8 protein-coding genes and 1 pseudogene are annotated in these 15239 nt (G+C 72.7%); 4 read left to right on the top strand and 5 right to left on the bottom strand.

What is annotated here, in order from left to right:
- Positions 1-169: 169 nt before the first annotated feature.
- Both AB8Z36_RS03510 and AB8Z36_RS03505 read right to left on the bottom strand, forming a co-directional pair.
- Complete coding sequence (locus AB8Z36_RS03510) at positions 170-2095, bottom strand: AMP-dependent synthetase/ligase (protein WP_369211683.1); 1926 nt, start codon at positions 2093-2095, stop codon at positions 170-172.
- A 178-nt stretch (positions 2096-2273) separates the two neighbouring features.
- Entirely contained in the window at positions 2274-2984 is a 711-nt protein-coding gene (locus tag AB8Z36_RS03505; protein WP_369211682.1) for a TetR/AcrR family transcriptional regulator, read from the bottom strand.
- 80 nt (positions 2985-3064) lie between these two features.
- Between AB8Z36_RS03505 and AB8Z36_RS03500 the strand changes: the two genes are divergently transcribed.
- The 3 genes from AB8Z36_RS03500 (at position 3065) to AB8Z36_RS03490 (ending at position 8747) form a co-directional block, all read left to right on the top strand.
- Positions 3065-3544: an SCP2 sterol-binding domain-containing protein gene (locus AB8Z36_RS03500; protein ID WP_369211681.1), complete on the top strand. Its 480-nt coding sequence runs from the start codon at positions 3065-3067 to the stop codon at positions 3542-3544.
- Between the two features lie 61 nt (positions 3545-3605).
- On the top strand, positions 3606-5360 hold the full coding sequence (locus AB8Z36_RS03495; protein WP_369211680.1) for a hypothetical protein: 1755 nt from the start codon (positions 3606-3608) through the stop codon (positions 5358-5360).
- Positions 5361-5510: 150 nt separating this feature from the next.
- Complete coding sequence (locus AB8Z36_RS03490) at positions 5511-8747, top strand: glycoside hydrolase family 2 TIM barrel-domain containing protein (RefSeq protein ID WP_369211679.1); 3237 nt, start codon at positions 5511-5513, stop codon at positions 8745-8747.
- Between the two features lie 23 nt (positions 8748-8770).
- Here AB8Z36_RS03490 and AB8Z36_RS03485 read toward each other — a convergent pair whose 3' ends face one another.
- Entirely contained in the window at positions 8771-9640 is an 870-nt protein-coding gene (locus tag AB8Z36_RS03485; RefSeq protein WP_369211678.1) for an ABC transporter permease, read from the bottom strand.
- Positions 9637-12324 (bottom strand): alpha/beta fold hydrolase, encoded by a 2688-nt coding sequence (locus AB8Z36_RS03480; RefSeq protein ID WP_369211677.1) that lies wholly within the window; start codon positions 12322-12324, stop codon positions 9637-9639. Before AB8Z36_RS03480 ends, AB8Z36_RS03485 begins: the two co-directional genes overlap by 4 nt.
- A gap of 158 nt (positions 12325-12482) precedes the next feature.
- Between AB8Z36_RS03480 and AB8Z36_RS03475 the strand changes: the two genes are divergently transcribed.
- Entirely contained in the window at positions 12483-13712 is a 1230-nt protein-coding gene (locus AB8Z36_RS03475; protein ID WP_440581848.1) for a threonine synthase, read from the top strand.
- A gap of 10 nt (positions 13713-13722) precedes the next feature.
- On the opposite strand, the pseudogene AB8Z36_RS03470 reads toward AB8Z36_RS03475, so the two are convergent.
- Positions 13723-15116: pseudogene (locus AB8Z36_RS03470) on the bottom strand (APC family permease).
- Positions 15117-15239: the final 123 nt, after the last annotated feature.

Raw genomic sequence — 15239 nt, 5'->3', positions numbered from 1 at the left:
CTCTCACCTGCGGTAACGCGTGAGGGGCTCTTCTATGTCCGGACGTGTTTCGCTCAGTGGGAAGGCCCCGCACGCTCGTCGTCCTGCCCAACGGCGGGCAGCGCGATGGAGCCGGTGTCGCGCACCGGATGGGGGGGCCGTCCGCGTCCACTCGTCGGAGAGCCGTCGCTCAGCCCCCGTACAACCCCTCGATCTCCCCCGCATAAGCCTCCGTCACCGCGTGCCGTCTGATTTTCAGGGACGGGGTCAGGAGGCCGTTGTCCTCGGTGAAGTCGCCTTCGATGATCGCGAAGGTGCGGATCGATTCCGCTCGGGAGACCGCCGCGTTCGCGTGGTCCACCGCCTTCTGGACGTAACCCAGCATGTCCGGGTCCTTGGCCAGTTCGCTGAGCGGGGTCTCGCGAGGGCGTTTGCGGAGGGTCAGCCAGTTGGCGACCGCCTCGGGGTCCAGGGTGATGAGCGCGGCTACGTAGGAGCGGTTTTCGCCGACGACCATGCACTGGGCCACCGGGGCGCGGCTGCGCAGGCGGTCCTCCAGGATCGCCGGGGAGACGTTCTTGCCGCCCGACGTGACGATGATGTCCTTCTTGCGGCCGGTGATCGTGAGGTAGCCGTCGGCGTCCAGGGCGCCGATGTCACCCGTGGCGAACCACTCGTCCCGCAGCACCGCGTCCGTCGCCGCCGGGTTGTTCCAGTAGGCGCCGAAGACGATGCCGCCCTTGATCAGTACCTCTCCGTCGTCCGCGATCCGCACCGCCGTGCCCGGCACCGGCAGTCCCACCGTGCCGGGGCGCGGCTTCAGCGGGGGCGTGATCGTGGCCGCCGCCGACGTCTCCGTCAGGCCGTAGCCCTCGTAGATGATGATTCCGGCCGCGTAGAAGAAGAGGTTCAGGTCGCGGTCCAGGGGTGAGCCGCCGCTGATCGCGTAGCGCAGGCGGCCGCCGACCTCCTTGCGGATGCGGCGGTAGACCAGGAGGTCGTAGAGAGCCCAGCCCAGGGAGAGGCCCAGCGACGGGCCCGGGGCCGTCTTGGACAGGAACTTCGCCAGGGACGCCTCGCCGAACCGGACCGCCACCCGTTCCGCCCGGTCGAAGGAGGCTCCCCGGCCGATCTTCTCCGCCGTCGCCCGGCCCGTGTCGTGGATCTTCTCGAAGAGGTACGGGACGCCGACGACGAACGTCGGCCGGAACCCGCGCAGCTCCGGCCGGAGTTCGTCCGGCCTGATACTCGGCCAGTGGCCCAGCTCGATGCGGGCCAGCAGGCACGCGAGCTGGATCGTGCGGCCCAGGATGTGGGCCAGCGGGAGGAAGAGGAGCGTCGACGCCACCTGGCCCGTGATCTCCCTGAAGACCGGGTGCAGGAGCTCCACCGTGTTCGCCGCCTCGGCGTGCAGGTTCCCGTGCGTGAGCACGCAGCCCTTGGGGCGGCCCGTCGTCCCCGAGGTGTAGCAGAGCGTCGCTATGGAGTCCGCGGTCAGCGCCGAGCGGCGTTTCGACACCTCCTCGTCGGGGATCTCCCGGCCCGCCTCCCTCAGATCCCGCATCGCACCGCCGTCCAGCGTGCGGATGTCCGGCGGGGTCTTCAGCCCGGCGCAGGCCGCCTCCGCCGTCGCGGCGTTCTCCGGCGTCTCCGCGATGAGCAGGCTCGCGCCCGAGTCGCTGACCATCCACTCGATCTGTTCCGCCGACGACGTCGCGTAGACCGGTACGGTCTGGCCGCCCGCCGCCCAAATAGCGAAGTCGAGGACCGCCCACTCGTAGCGCGTACGGGACATCAGCGCGACCCTGCCGCCCGGTGCGAGGCCCGCCGCCACCAGGCCCTTCGCCGTCTCGGTCACCTCGCGCGCGAAGGCCTCCGCGCTCACCGGGCACCACGCGCCGCCCTGCTTGCGGCGCAGGACGACGGCGGCGGGCGCCTCGGCCGCGTTCGTGAAGGGGATGTCGGCGATGGTGCCCGTCGCCGGGTGCGTCGCCAGCGGCGGGGTGCGGGCCTCGCGCACCGTTCCTTGCGCGTCTTTGACCAGTTCGACCCTGGCCCGTTCGGCGAGGCCGCCGCCGTGCCGTTGTGCCTTTCGCAGATCCTTGCGTACGCCCATGACGGCTCCCGGGTTCACGGCTGTCCGACGGCAGTCCTGGCGACTGCTGGTGTGCGCGGTGCGGTGCGTACTTACTCGGGAGTCAACTTACCGATCCGTAGGGAAAGTTCAAGGGGGATTCCCGAGGAGCGTCCGGGGAGGATTCCCGAGGAGCGTCCAGGGAGGAGCGCAAGAAAGTTCAATGCGGCGCGTCGCCCGGGTCCTCCAGGCTCCACGTTCGCCCCGCCAGCACTCCGCCCATCCCCACCCACACCATGTTCATCAGCCGCAGCGTCACGTCCTCCGGGGTGCGGCCGGGGTGGCGGGCCATCCAGTCCGTCAGGGAGTCCGCCGCGCCGACCAGCGCGTGGGCCACGAAGTCGGCGTCCTCGGCGGAGAGCCGCGAGGCCGGGCCGCTCTCGGCGATGCCCGCCCGCACCAGGTCCGCCACCTCGGCCATCACCGCGCGGCGCGCCTCGGCCGCGGCCCCGGCGATCGCCTCGGTCAGTTCCGCGGCCTGGCGGTGCAGCACGACCCAGCCCGCGCGGTGTTCGGCGACGAAGCCGAAGAAGGCGAGGAGGCCCGCGTGCAGGCGCAGTTCGGGGGACGGGGCGACCGCCTTCGCCGCGCCCTGGAAGGCCACGACCAGGCGGTTCGCCTCGCGGTGCAGGCAGGCGAGGAAGAGGCCCTCCTTGGAGTCGAGGTAGAGATACACCATCGGCTTGGAGATTCCGGCCAGTTCCGCGATCTCGTCCACCGACGTCGCGTGATAGCCGCGCTTGGCGAAGACCTCGACCGCCACGTCGACGATCTGCCGCTCGCGCTCGGCACGCGGGACCCGCCGCCTGCGCACGGAATCGGCGCTCGCGCCCCCCGGGGAGCCCTCGCCCTGGGAAGATGTGCCGCTCATCCTCGTCGTCCTCCTCCCTTGTCAGCGACCACTGTTCCGCAATACCTTACTCCAAAGTAAGTTTACTTCGGAGTAAGGAGATGGCCGTGGCGGACGACGTCAGCAGGATCGCCGGGCTCGACTTCGCGAGCGTCACCCCCGAGGAGTTCGCCGGACTGGTCAAGGAGCTCTCCGACAAGGAGATAACCGCGATCGCCCGCGACGGCGCCCTGCGCACCCGCGTCCTGAGCGAGGTCTTCGGCCGTATGGAGCGGCAGTTCAGGCCGGACGCGGCCGGGTCGCTCAAGGCCCTGATCCGCTGGCAGATCACGGGCAGCGGCGACAACGACGACGCCGTGTACGAGACCGAGATCGACGAGGGCACCTGCGCCGTGCGCGAGGGGCGCTCGGACGCCAAGCCGCGCCTCACGCTCATCCTGGCCGACCCCGACTTCCTCAAGCTGGTCTCCGGGAACGTCGGGCCCGTCAAGCTCTTCATGCTGCGCAAGGTCAAGGTCGTCGGGGACGTCGCCCTCGCCGCCGGACTCACCCGGTACTTCGACATCCCGAAGGCCCCATAGCCCCCTCGGGTTCCCCGCCGCCCGGCTCAAGCCCGGCATGACCTGCGCCGATGTAGCGTGCATGACGTCTACGTACTCCTCAGGTGTCCGTACCGCGCCGCCCGTCGCCGGGCGCCCCGAGGACGCGGGGGTCCGGCGATGGCACGGGCCCCCGCGGGTGGGGCTCTGTCTGCTGCCCGCCCTCGTCGTCGCCGTCGCCGGATTCCAGCGGCGGTGGATGTCGGACGACGGGCACATCTACGTACGGACGGTCCGGCAGATCCTGGCGGGCAACGGGCCCGTCTTCAACGCCGGGGAGCGCGCCGAGTCGTCCACCGGGACGCTCTGGCAGTGGCTGCTCGTGGCCGCCGGGGCACCCGGCTTCGACGTCGCCACGCTGGCCATGTACGGCGGGCTGTTGTGCACCGCCGCCGGTTTCGCGCTCGCCGGGCTCGCGGCGCTCCGCCTCCACGGGAGCGACCGGCTGCTGCTGCCCTGCGGCGCCCTGGTGCTGCTCGCGCTGCCGCCCGTCTGGGACTTCGCCACCTCCGGCCTGGAGACCGGGCTCGCCACCTGCTGGATCGCCGGGTCCTGGCTCGCGCTCGTCGCGCGTCCGCGTGCCCTGTCGACGTGCGTGGTGCTCGGCCTCGGGCCGCTCGTACGGCCCGACCTGGCGCTGGTCTCCGCCGTCTTCCTCGCGGGACAGTGGGTCCTCGCGCGGCCCTCGTGGCGCGGTGTCCTCGCGGGGGCGGGGGCCGCGGGGGCGCTGCCCGTCGCGTACGAGGTCTTCCGCATGGGGTACTACGGACATCTGATGCCGCTGCCGGGCGTCACCAAGGAGGCCTCGCGGAGTCTGTGGGCGCGGGGCCTCGACTATCTGCGGGACTTCGCCGGGCCCTACGTACTGTGGCTGCCCCTGCTGATCATCCTCGCGGGGGCCCTGGCGCACCTCCCCGCGCGCGGGAGCGGCCCGGCGCCCGCGATCCTCACCCCCGCGCGGGCCCGCGCCCTCGTCCCCGTGGCCGCGCCCCTGCTCGCGGGCGCCCTCTGCTGGCTCTACGTCATCAAGGTCGGCGGCGACTTCATGCACGGCCGGATGTTCCTGCCGGGGCTGCTCCTGATGCTGCTGCCCGTCTTCCTGGTGCCCCCCACGCGCGCGTGGACGATCGTGGCGGCCGGGACCGCGGTCTGGGCCGTCGCCTGCGCGGCGCTGCTGCGGATGCCCTACGAGGGGCGGATCGGGCCGCAGGGCATCGCCGACGAGCGCGGCGTGTACGTCCGCCAGAACGCCGCGGCCCACCCCCTCCACCACGGCTTCGCCGGACAGCCCGGCAACATGGCCTACGCCCGCCTCGTCCGCGAGAGCGCCCGGAAGAGGGGCGAGGGCACGCTGCTGCTCGCGCGGACCGCCGTACCGGCCGCGCGGCCCGGCGTGACCGGCGTCTACAACACCCTCGGCTTCAGCGGCACCGTCATCCCGCTCTCCGGCGCCGCCCTCGACCCGATCGGGCTCGCCTACCCCCTCGCCGCCCACTCCGAGGGCTTCAACGGCCGTGTGGGGCACGACAAACGGCTTCCGGACGAGTGGATCGTCGCCGAGCGCGGTGTGCCGGGCGCGCTGCCCGCGGGCATGGACCCCGCCCGGGTCGACGCCGCCCGGCGGGCGCTGCGATGCGGTCCCTTCGCGGAGCTGCGGGCGGCGACGCGGGCGCCGATGACGGCGGGGCGGTTCTGGCGGAATCTGACGGGGGCCGTGGAGCGGACCTCCTTCCGGTTCTCCAGCGATCCGGTACGGGCGGAGCGGGAGGCGTGCGGAGCCCGGGGGGAGCGCGGCTGACGGGGGCTCACCACCCCGCGCAACAACCGGTCGAGAAGCGGCCGGAGGCGTCCCGCGCGCAGCGGGGCCCATGGCTTGCACGGGTCTTGTGTTGTGCGCGAATACGTCTGACGCTGATGGTTCTTGTTGTCTTACGTTCGGAGTTGCCGCATGAGCGCCCACCGTCCGAGCCGCCGCTCCCTCCTCGTCACCGGTACCGCGCTGGCGGGCTGGGCCGCCTTCGCCGCCCAGAAGCAGGCCTTCGCCGCGCAGAAGCAGGCCTCCGCCGCACAGCAACAGGCCTCCGCCGCCACCGGTACGGCCCCGGCCGCCGCGAAGAGCCCCGAGTGGAACGCCGATCCGCGCGTCTTCGAGGTCAACAGGGAACCCGCCCGCGCCCGCCTCGTCCCGTACGCCTCCACCGCCGACGCCCTGCGCGGCGACCACACGAAGTCGCCCTGGTACCGCTCGCTCAACGGGCGCTGGGCCTTCCACTGGTCCAGGAACCCGGAGCGGCGGCCGGCCGGCTTCGAGGCCGACGGCTACGACGTGAGCGGCTGGGACCGGATCGCCGTCCCCTCGAACTGGGAGATCGAGGGCTATCCGCACCCGGTCTACCTCAACATCAGATACGCGTGGGAGGGCTACGAGAAGCCCGACTTCCCCGACGTGCCGCGGGACTTCAACCCCGTCGGCTCCTACCGCCGCACCTTCACCGTGCCGCGCGGCTGGCGGGACCGCCGCACGCTGCTCTCCTTCCAGGGCGTGAAGTCGGCGTTCTTCGTCTGGGTCAACGGCGAGAAGGCCGGTTACAGCGAGGACAGCTACACCCCCGCCGAGTTCGACATCACCGGGCACCTGCGGCCGGGCGAGAACACCCTGGCCGTCGAGGTCTACCGCTGGTCCGACGGGAGCTGGCTGGAGGATCAGGACATGATCGACCTGTCCGGGATCTTCCGTGACGTGTACCTGTACTCCGTACCCGAGACGCATGTGCACGACCTGGAGGTGCGGACCGGTCTGGACGGGGCGTTCCGGGACGCGGTCCTGTCCGTCGGCGTCACCGTGCGCGACCGGGGCGGCGAAGGGCGTACGGAGCGGCGGGCGCACCGCGTCGAGGCCGTGCTGCACGACGCCGGGGGCCATCCCGTGCCCGGCGGGCGGCTGCGCGGCGACGCGGTGCCCGGGGAGCCCCTGCGCCTGGAGGCCGGCATCGACAGGCCCGCGCTGTGGTCGGCCGAGCAGCCGCATCTGTACACCCTCGTCGTCACCCTGCGGGACGGCTCCGGCAGGGCCGTGGACGTGCAGCGGACCCGTGTGGGCTTCCGGCAGGTCGACTTCGGCCCCGGCAGGCTGACCGTCAACGGCCGCCCCGTGATGTTCCGCGGCACCAACCGGCACGAGTCCCACCCCGACCACGGCCAGGCGGTCCCGGAGTCGGTGATGCTCCAGGACGTGCTGCTGATGAAGCGGCACAACATCAACGCCGTCCGTACCTCGCACTACCCCAACCATCCGTACTGGCTCGAACTCTGCGACGAGTACGGCCTCTACGTCATCGACGAGACGAACCTTGAGACGCACGGCGTGCGCGACCGGCTGCCCGGCTCGCTGCCCGAGTGGACGGACGCCTGCGTGGACCGGATACGGTCCATGGTCGAGCGGGACAAGAACCACCCGAGCGTCGTCGTCTGGTCGCTCGGCAACGAAGCCGGTGAGGGCGGCAACTTCAAGGCCATGGCCGACTGGGTGCGCGCCCGCGACGCCTCGCGGCCCGTGCACTACGAGGGCATGAACTCCGTCGCCGACGTGCACAGCGAGATGTACACCAAGCCCGCGGGCGTCGAGGAGTACGGCAGGTCCGGCGCCCCCAAGCCGTTCCTGCTCTGCGAGTACTGCCACTCCATGGGCAACAGCAGCGGCAACCTCCCCGAGTACTGGGAGATCTTCGAGAAGTACCCGAACCTGCACGGCGCGTTCGTCTGGGACTGGTGCGACCAGAACATCCGGCTCCCCGTCCCGGGCGACCGCGAGCACACCTACCTCTCCTACGGCGAGGACTGGAAGCCCGGCTACCCCACCGACGACAACTTCAGCGGCAACGGCCTCGTCGCCTCCACGCGCGCGCTCCACCCCGGCATCCTGGAGATCAAGAAGGTCTACCAGCCGGTCTCCTTCGCCGCGGACGACCTCACCGCGGGCTCCGTCCGCGTCACCAACAAACACCTCTTCACCGCTCTGGACGCCTACGAGCTGCGCTGGACCGTCACCCGCGACGGCGAGGAGATCCAGCACGGGTCGCTCGCCGCGCCGGACGTGGCCCCCGGCGCCACCGGGAGGACCCGTCTCCCCTACGAGAGGCCAGCGCGCCCGGCGCCCGGTGCCGAGTACTGGCTGAACCTCGCCCTCGTCCTGCGGAGGAAGGCCCGCTGGGCCCCGGCCGGGCACGTCGTGGCCGTGGGGCAGTTCGCCCTGGAGGACTGGCACGCGCCCGCTCCCTCCGACCCGGACCCGGGCTCGCTGCCGCGCCTCACGCTCGACGAGGACGACAAGGAGGTACGGGTCACCGGCCGCGCCCTTGAACTCGTCCTGTCCAAGGCCACGGGGACCCTCTCCTCGTACAAGGTCAAGGGCAGGCTGCTGCTCGCGGACGGTCCCGTGCCGCAGCTCTGGCGCGCGCCCACCGACAACGACATCGGCCGCAAGTACCACGAGCAGGCCGCCACCTGGCGCGAGGCGGGGGCCAAGGCGGAGATCACCGGGGTCAGGGCCGCGCGGCCCTCGTCCGGCGAGGTCACCATCGAGGTGAGCGCCACGCTGCCGACCTCACCGACGGCGTCCCCCTGGCGCACCGTGTTCACCGTGCGCGGCGACGGCGAGGTGCGGGTCAGGCACACCCTCAAGGCTCCCGCCGGGCTGCCCGATCTGCCGGTGGTGGGGGCGCTGCTGACGCTGCCCGCCGGGTTCGAGCGGCTCGACTGGCTCGGGCGGGGGCCCCACGAGAACTACCAGGACCGCAAGTCGGGCGCCCTGGTGGGCCGTTACCGCTCGGCCGTCGGCGAGCAGACCGCGCCCTACCAGCGGCCCCAGGAGACCGGGAACAAGACCGACGTGCGGCGCGTCACGCTCACCGACCGCTCCGGGGACGGCCTCGTCGTCCTCGCCGACCCCGCGCCCGGGGAGCCGTTCCTGGAGTTCAGCGCGCTGCACCACACACCGGCCGACCTGGAGGGGCCCCGCCACCCGCACGACGTGACCCGGCGCCCGGAGACCTTCCTGCGCGTCAGCCACCGCCAGATGGGCGTGGGCGGCAACGACTCCTGGGGCGCACCCCCGGAGGAGCCGTATCTGCTCCACGCGGGCCGGACGTACACCTACGCCTATCGGCTGCGCGGCACCATGCGGTGAGCGGCGACGCGGGACGACGCGGGCTAGGACACCACGTCCTTCCGCGCGAATCCGCGGAAGGCCAGGGCGAACAGCACGAGCGCGTACGTCACCGAGACCGATGAGCCCTGGATCATGCCGCCCCACTCGGGGGTCGGCTGGATGGCGTCGGCCCAGGCGAACTGCCAGTGGGCGGGGAGGAAGTCCCGCCAGTGGCCGAGCGCCGTGACCGCGTCGAGCACATTGCCGACGATGGTCAGGCCGACCGCGCCGCCGACCGCGCCCAGCGGCGCGTCGGTCCGCGTGGAGAGCCAGAACGCGAGCCCGGCGGTGACCAGTTGCGAGACGAAGATGTACGCGACGACGACGAGGAGGCGCCGCACCGCCGTGCCCGCGGGCAGCGCGCCGCCGGTCGGGATCTCCAGCGGCCCCCAGCCGTACGCCGCCGTGCCGATCGCCAGCGCGACCAGGGGCAGCAGGATCATCGCGGCGGCGCTGAGGCCGAGCGCGACGGCGAGCTTGGACCAGAGCAGCCGGGACCTCGGCACCGGCGCCGCGAGCAGATAGCGCAGCGACGACCAGCTCGCCTCGGAGGCGACGGTGTCCCCGCAGAACAGCGCCACGGGGACGACGAGCAGGAAGCCCGCCGACACGAACAGGGCGGTCGCCGTGAAGTTCGCGGCCGACGCCGTCGCCGTGTCCATCAGGGTCACCCGGCCGCCACGGGACTCGGGCGAGCCGCCCGCGACGGCGAAGGCGATGACGAGCACCACGGGCAGGAGCGCCATGACGGCGCCCATCACGAGCGTGCGGCGCCGCTTGAGCTGGCGGACCGCCTCGACCCGCAGGGGCAGGGTGCGGCCCGCGCGGTAGCCGGGGGCCGTGGCGCGCTCCGGGGGTGCGGTGGCGGTCATGCGGCGCCTCCTCCGATCAGGGTCAGGAACGCGTCTTCCAGGCGGCGGTGCGGGCCCACGGACTCCACCGGCACCTCAAGGCGCACCAGTTCCGGCAGGAGCCGCGCGGCGGTCCCGGCCCCGGTGCCGTCGAGCCGGACGAGCAGGCCGTCGGTGGCGCGGTCCGCCGAGGCCACGCCGGGCAGCGCGGCCACCTTCTCGACGAGCGGGTCGGAGACGTCCCCCGCGAGGCCGACCAGGAGCGTGTCCCCGGAGCCGACGATCTCGGTGACGGGACCCGCCTGCATGAGGCGGCCCCGGTCCATGACGACGAGGTGCGTGCAGGACTGCTCGACCTCGGCGAGGAGGTGGCTGGAGACGATGACGGTGCGCCCGCCGCGTGCGTACCGGATCATGACCTCGCGCATCTCGCGGATCTGCGGCGGGTCGAGGCCGTTGGTCGGCTCGTCGAGGATCAGCAGGTCGGGCAGGCCGAGCATGGCCTGGGCGATGGCCAGGCGCTGCCGCATGCCCTGGGAGTACGTCCGCACGGCGCGGGCCAGCGCGGTGCCGAGCCCGGCGATCTCCAGGGCCTCGTCCAGGTGGGCGTCCTCTGCGGGGCGACCGGTGGCCTTCCAGTACAGCTCCAGGTTCTCCCGGCCGGAGAGGTGCGGCAGGAATCCGGCGCCCTCGACGAACGCGCCGACCCGGGAGAGGACGGGCGCGCCGGGCCTGACCGCCTGCCCGAAGACGCGGATCTCGCCCGCGTCGGGCTTGATCAGGCCCATGAGCATGCGCAGGGTCGTCGTCTTGCCCGCGCCGTTGGGTCCGAGGAGGCCGAGGACCTGGCCCCGCTCGACGCGGAAGGAGAGGTCCCGCACCGCGTACCGGTCGGTGGAGCGCGCGTACCGCTTGCTCAGGCCGGTGATGGCCAACGGCACTTCGGCGAGGCCGGGGTCGGGGGCGGGCGCCGTCGTGCGGCGCCGCCCGATGACGAGGAGACCGGCGGCGAGCACGGCTCCGGCGACCGGCAGCCACCAGACCCAGGCGGGCATCGGGGCGGCGGCGGTGCGCACCCCGGAGGCCGTCGGCACCGCGAGGTCGCCCTTGAGCGAGACGGTGTACGTGGCGGGCTCGGCGGGCGAGGCGTACCCGAGGTCGGTCGAGGCGAGGACGAGACGCAGGCGGTGGCCCTTGCGCACCTCGTGGTCGACGGCGGGCATCCGCAGCTCGACGTCCCTGCCCGCCTTCGCGCCCTCGACGCGCACCGGAGCGACCAGTTGGGAGGGCAGGACGCGCTGTTTGCCGCCGGGCCCGACGTCGTAGACCTTCGCGAAGAGCACGGCGTCCTCGCGCGAGGACTTCACGTGCACGCGCGCGGTCGGCGTGCCGGTGATCCGCAGGTCCTCCCGCAGCGGCTGCGAGTCGAACCTGGCGTACTGCCCGGGGACGTCCAGGGAGACGCCGACGCCGAGCGAGGACATCTGGGAGAGGTTCGACGCGCCGATGCCCGGCAGGCCGGAGATGGCGGGCGGGCTGGCGCCCGCGGGGTTGTCGAAGGTCTGCTCGCGCCCGCCGAGCGGCACCTCGCGCGGGCCGCTCTCCAGGCCGGGGTAGCGGTCGGAGCTCGCGCCCCGCAGCGTCGCGGCCCCGTCGGTGGAGTCCACGCCCCCGGTGCGGGTGACCCGGAACGCCGGGCCGGTGTCGACGCTCTTGTCGTCCTTCAGGTACCGGTCGAACCAGGAGGTGATGCGCCGCTCCACCCGGCCCCGCTCGCGGTCGCCGCCGTCATGGCCGCCCGCTATCCAGTCCACCTTCACGGGCGCGTGGTTGGCGCGGATCGCCTTGGCGATGGCGTCGCCCTGGCCGAGCGGGAAGAGGGAGTCGGTCTGTCCCTGGGCGAGGAGCGTCGGCACCTTGATGCGGTCGCCGACGGCCGCCGGGCTGCGCTCGGCGAGCAGCTTCCGCGCCGCGTCGTCCGGCTTCCCGGCCACCGCGACCCGGTTGTACATGGCGCACAGCCGCTTCTCGAAGTGGTCGCAGCCGCCGCCCGCGTTGATGAACGTGCCCGCCCAGAGCTTCTTGAAGACGCCGCCGGGGAAGAGGGCGTCCGCGAGGTCGAAGTACGTGATCTGCGGGGCGATCGCGTCGACCCGCCGGTCGTACCCGGCCGCGAGGAGCGAGACCGCGCCTCCGTACGACGCGCCGGTGACGCCCACGCGCGGGTCGCCGTCCTTGTCGAGCCGCACCTCCGGCCGCTCCGCCAGCCAGTCGATCATCCTGGAGACGTCGGCGACCTCGGCCTTCGGGTCGTTCAGGCCGATCTTGCCGGTGGACTTGCCGAAGCCGCGCGCCGACCAGGTCAGGACGGCGTACCCGTCCTTGGCCAGGCCCTCGGCCTGCTCCCGGACGTCGTTCTTGCTGCCGCCGAAGCCGTGGCCGATGAGGACGGCGGGGCGCTTGCGGCCGGGGTCGCCCGCCGTGAAGTACGAGGTGTCGATCCGCGCGCCCTCGGTGTGCAGCGTGCCGTCGGCGCGGCGCACGGCCGGTCCGTCGTCCGAGGCGAGGGCCGTCCAGGTGCCCGCGCCCGCGAGCAGCACGACGGCCGCCGCGGCGGCGATGAGCCCGCGCGGCCCGACCCGCGCGCGCCTGTGTCCGCTGTCGGGGCCCGTCCCTTTCCTGGGCCTGGGCAGTCGTAGATCCATGACGTCAACCGTACGGGTGGGCACCGACAACCGGGGCAGCCGCCGGACCGAACTGTGCTGCCTCCCCCGGCAGTACACTCCGCGTCGCGCGTACCGCGGTCGTGGTACGCGGCACGGTCCGAGGCGGAGCATGTCAGGGGTGCATAGAGTCTGCACCCATGACATCCCCGTTCGCACCCATGACATCCCGGGAATCCCTCGCCACCGGCCAGCGCTCGCTCGGTGACCCCTCCGTCCGCTTTCCGCTGTGGCCGCCGCTGACCGCCGGGTGCCCGGTGACCGGCACCGGGAGCGTCTCGTACCCCGTCGAGGTCGACTACGCCTACGACAAGGTCCCCGCCGATCTCTTCGCCACCGCGCCAGGTCGGCCGCGCGGCCACGAGCGGTGGGCCCCGCTCCTGCCGCCGCTGCACGCGCCGGGGCTCGGCGAGGGCGGCACGCCCCTCGTGTCCCTCGGCGACGGCCTCTGGATCAAGGACGAGTCCCGCAATCCGACCTGGAGCCACAAGGACCGCATCAACCGCGTCACCGTCAGCGCCGCCGTCGGCGCGGGCGCGGAGGGCGTCGTCGTCGCCTCGTCGGGCAACCACGGGGCCTCCGCCGCGGCGTACGCGGCGCGGGCGGGACTGCGGTGCGTCGTGCTCGGCTCGGCGGGGACGCCGCCCGCGGTCGACGCGTTCCTGCGGGCGTACGGGGCCGTGGTGCTGCCCGTGCCCGTGGACGCGCGGTGGCCGCTGCTGCGCAGGATCGTCGAGCGGTTCGGATACCACCCCGTCAGCAATGTGACGTCCATGCACACCGGGCACGCGTTCGGGCCCGAGGGGTACAAGACGCTCGCCTACGAGATCTTCGTGGAGCTCGGTGTGCCCGGTGCCGTCTTCCTGCCCACGGGGTACGGAGAGCTCCTCTTCGGTGTCTGGAAGGGCTTCGCGGAGCTGGTCGCCCTCGGGCTGGCGGACCGGGTGCCGCGGCTGTACTCCTGTGAGCCCGCCGCCGGGGGGCCGCTCGCCGCGGCGCTGCGGGACGAGGTGCCCGCGACGCGGGTCTCCGTCGGGTCCACCGCCGCCTACGCGATCGCGTCGCCGGTCGGCGGCTACCGGGGGGTCGTCGCCGTCCGGGAGAGCGGGGGGCGTGCGCTGCTGGTCTCCGACGCGGAGATGGAGGCGGCGCGCTCCGAGCTCGCGCGGGCCGGGACGTGGGCCGAGCTCTCGGCCGCCGCCGGGCTCGCGGGGTTCCGGCAGCTCGGCCCCCACGACGACGGGCCCGTGGTGTGCGTGTCCACGTCCAGCGGCTTCAAGGACCGCGACCTGCTGGCCGGGGACGGCTCCGTGGAGGTGGACCCGGAGGACTGGGCGGAGGTGGAGCGGCGGGTGCGGACGGCGCGGTGAGCTCCTGAGCTCACTCCTCCTCGGGCACGCTGACCAGCCACCGCGTCTCCCGCCGCGGTCGCAGGTACAGGACGAAGTACAGCGTGGCCGCCACCACGATGCCGCCGGTCCAGCCGAGGTACGCCACCTCCTGCTGGCTCAGGACGTAGGCCAGGACGGCGATCAGCACCACCGGCACCGCGGGCCACAGCGGCATCCGCCACGCCGCCCGGTGGCCGTGACCGCCCCGGCGGGCAAGCAGCGCGGCGACGGCCACGAGGAGGTACATGCCGGTCACGGAGACGCCGGTGACCCCGTACAGGGTGTCCAGGTTGACGAAGCAGAGGAGCGCGCCGGGGACGCCGACGAGCAGCGTGGCGATCCACGGCGCGCCGGACGCGCCCAGCTTGGACAGGGCCCTGTTCACCGGGGACGGCCACGCCTTGTCGCGGGCCGAGGCGAAGAGGACGCGGGAGTTCTGGATGACCATGACGATGCCCGCGTTGATGATCGCGAGGGCCACGCAGAGGCTGACGAACGTGCCGACGGCCGAGTTCGACCAGGCCGTGACCATGGAGCTGATGTCGCCCTCGGTGAGGGCGGTCAGGCTCTCCGCGCCCATGGTGATCGCGACGACGGGCACCAGGATGATGACGGTGGAGATGGCGAGGGTGGCGAGGACGGTGCGCGCGACGTTGCGGCGCGGGTTCTCCAGCTCCTCGGAGAGGTAGACGGCCGTGGAGAAGCCCTGCGTGACGAAGAGGGCGATCGCCAGGCCCGAGACGATCAGCATGGCGGTGACGGTGTCGACGCCGCCGGGCCCCGGGCCCGCCACCGAGAGGTCCACCAGGCTGCCCGCGCCCCGCTCGGCGTGCGCGAAGCCGAGGACGGCGACGACGCCCGCGGCGATGACTTCGAGGACGAGGAAGATGCCGGTGATCCACGCGTTGGCGCGCAGGTCGAGCAGGCCCGCGAGGGTGGCGAGGATCATGACGCCCGCTCCCGCGTAGGCGGGGTCGAGATGGAGTACCGGTGCCAGGTAGTCGGCCGTGCCCATGGCGATGACGGGCGGCACGATCATCACGACGAGCAGGGAGAGGACGAAGACCAGCCAGCCCGCGAGACGGCCCGCCATCGTGGAGACCATCGCGTACTCGCCGCCCGCGCTCGGAATGAGCGTGCCGAGCTCCGAATAGCAGAACGCCACGCCCACGCAGAGCAGCGAGCCGATCGCGATGGTGAGCGCGGTGGCGGTGCCGAGCGAGGAGAAGAGGTCGGGGACGACCACGAAGAGCGTCGAGGCGGGCGTCACGCAGGAGAGCGTGAGCAGGGTGCCTCCGACGACGCGATGGAGCGCTTGAGCTTCTGGGGGTCACCCGGCACGGCCACCGGCGCCGCGGGGGGGTAGCAATGAGTAGACGACATATCTTGTTGACCTTGTGTTCACAGGCATATGGATGCGAACACCTTCACTGCCCGGATTGCACGGTGTGCACGGGAACCGCATCGGCGGCGTCACAACAGAATCTAGCACGTCCGGTATCCGGA

This window comes from Streptomyces flavofungini, from assembly GCF_041028215.1.
Classification (GTDB): domain Bacteria; phylum Actinomycetota; class Actinomycetes; order Streptomycetales; family Streptomycetaceae; genus Streptomyces; species Streptomyces flavofungini_B.
This window is presented reverse-complemented; position numbering and strand designations above follow the sequence as displayed.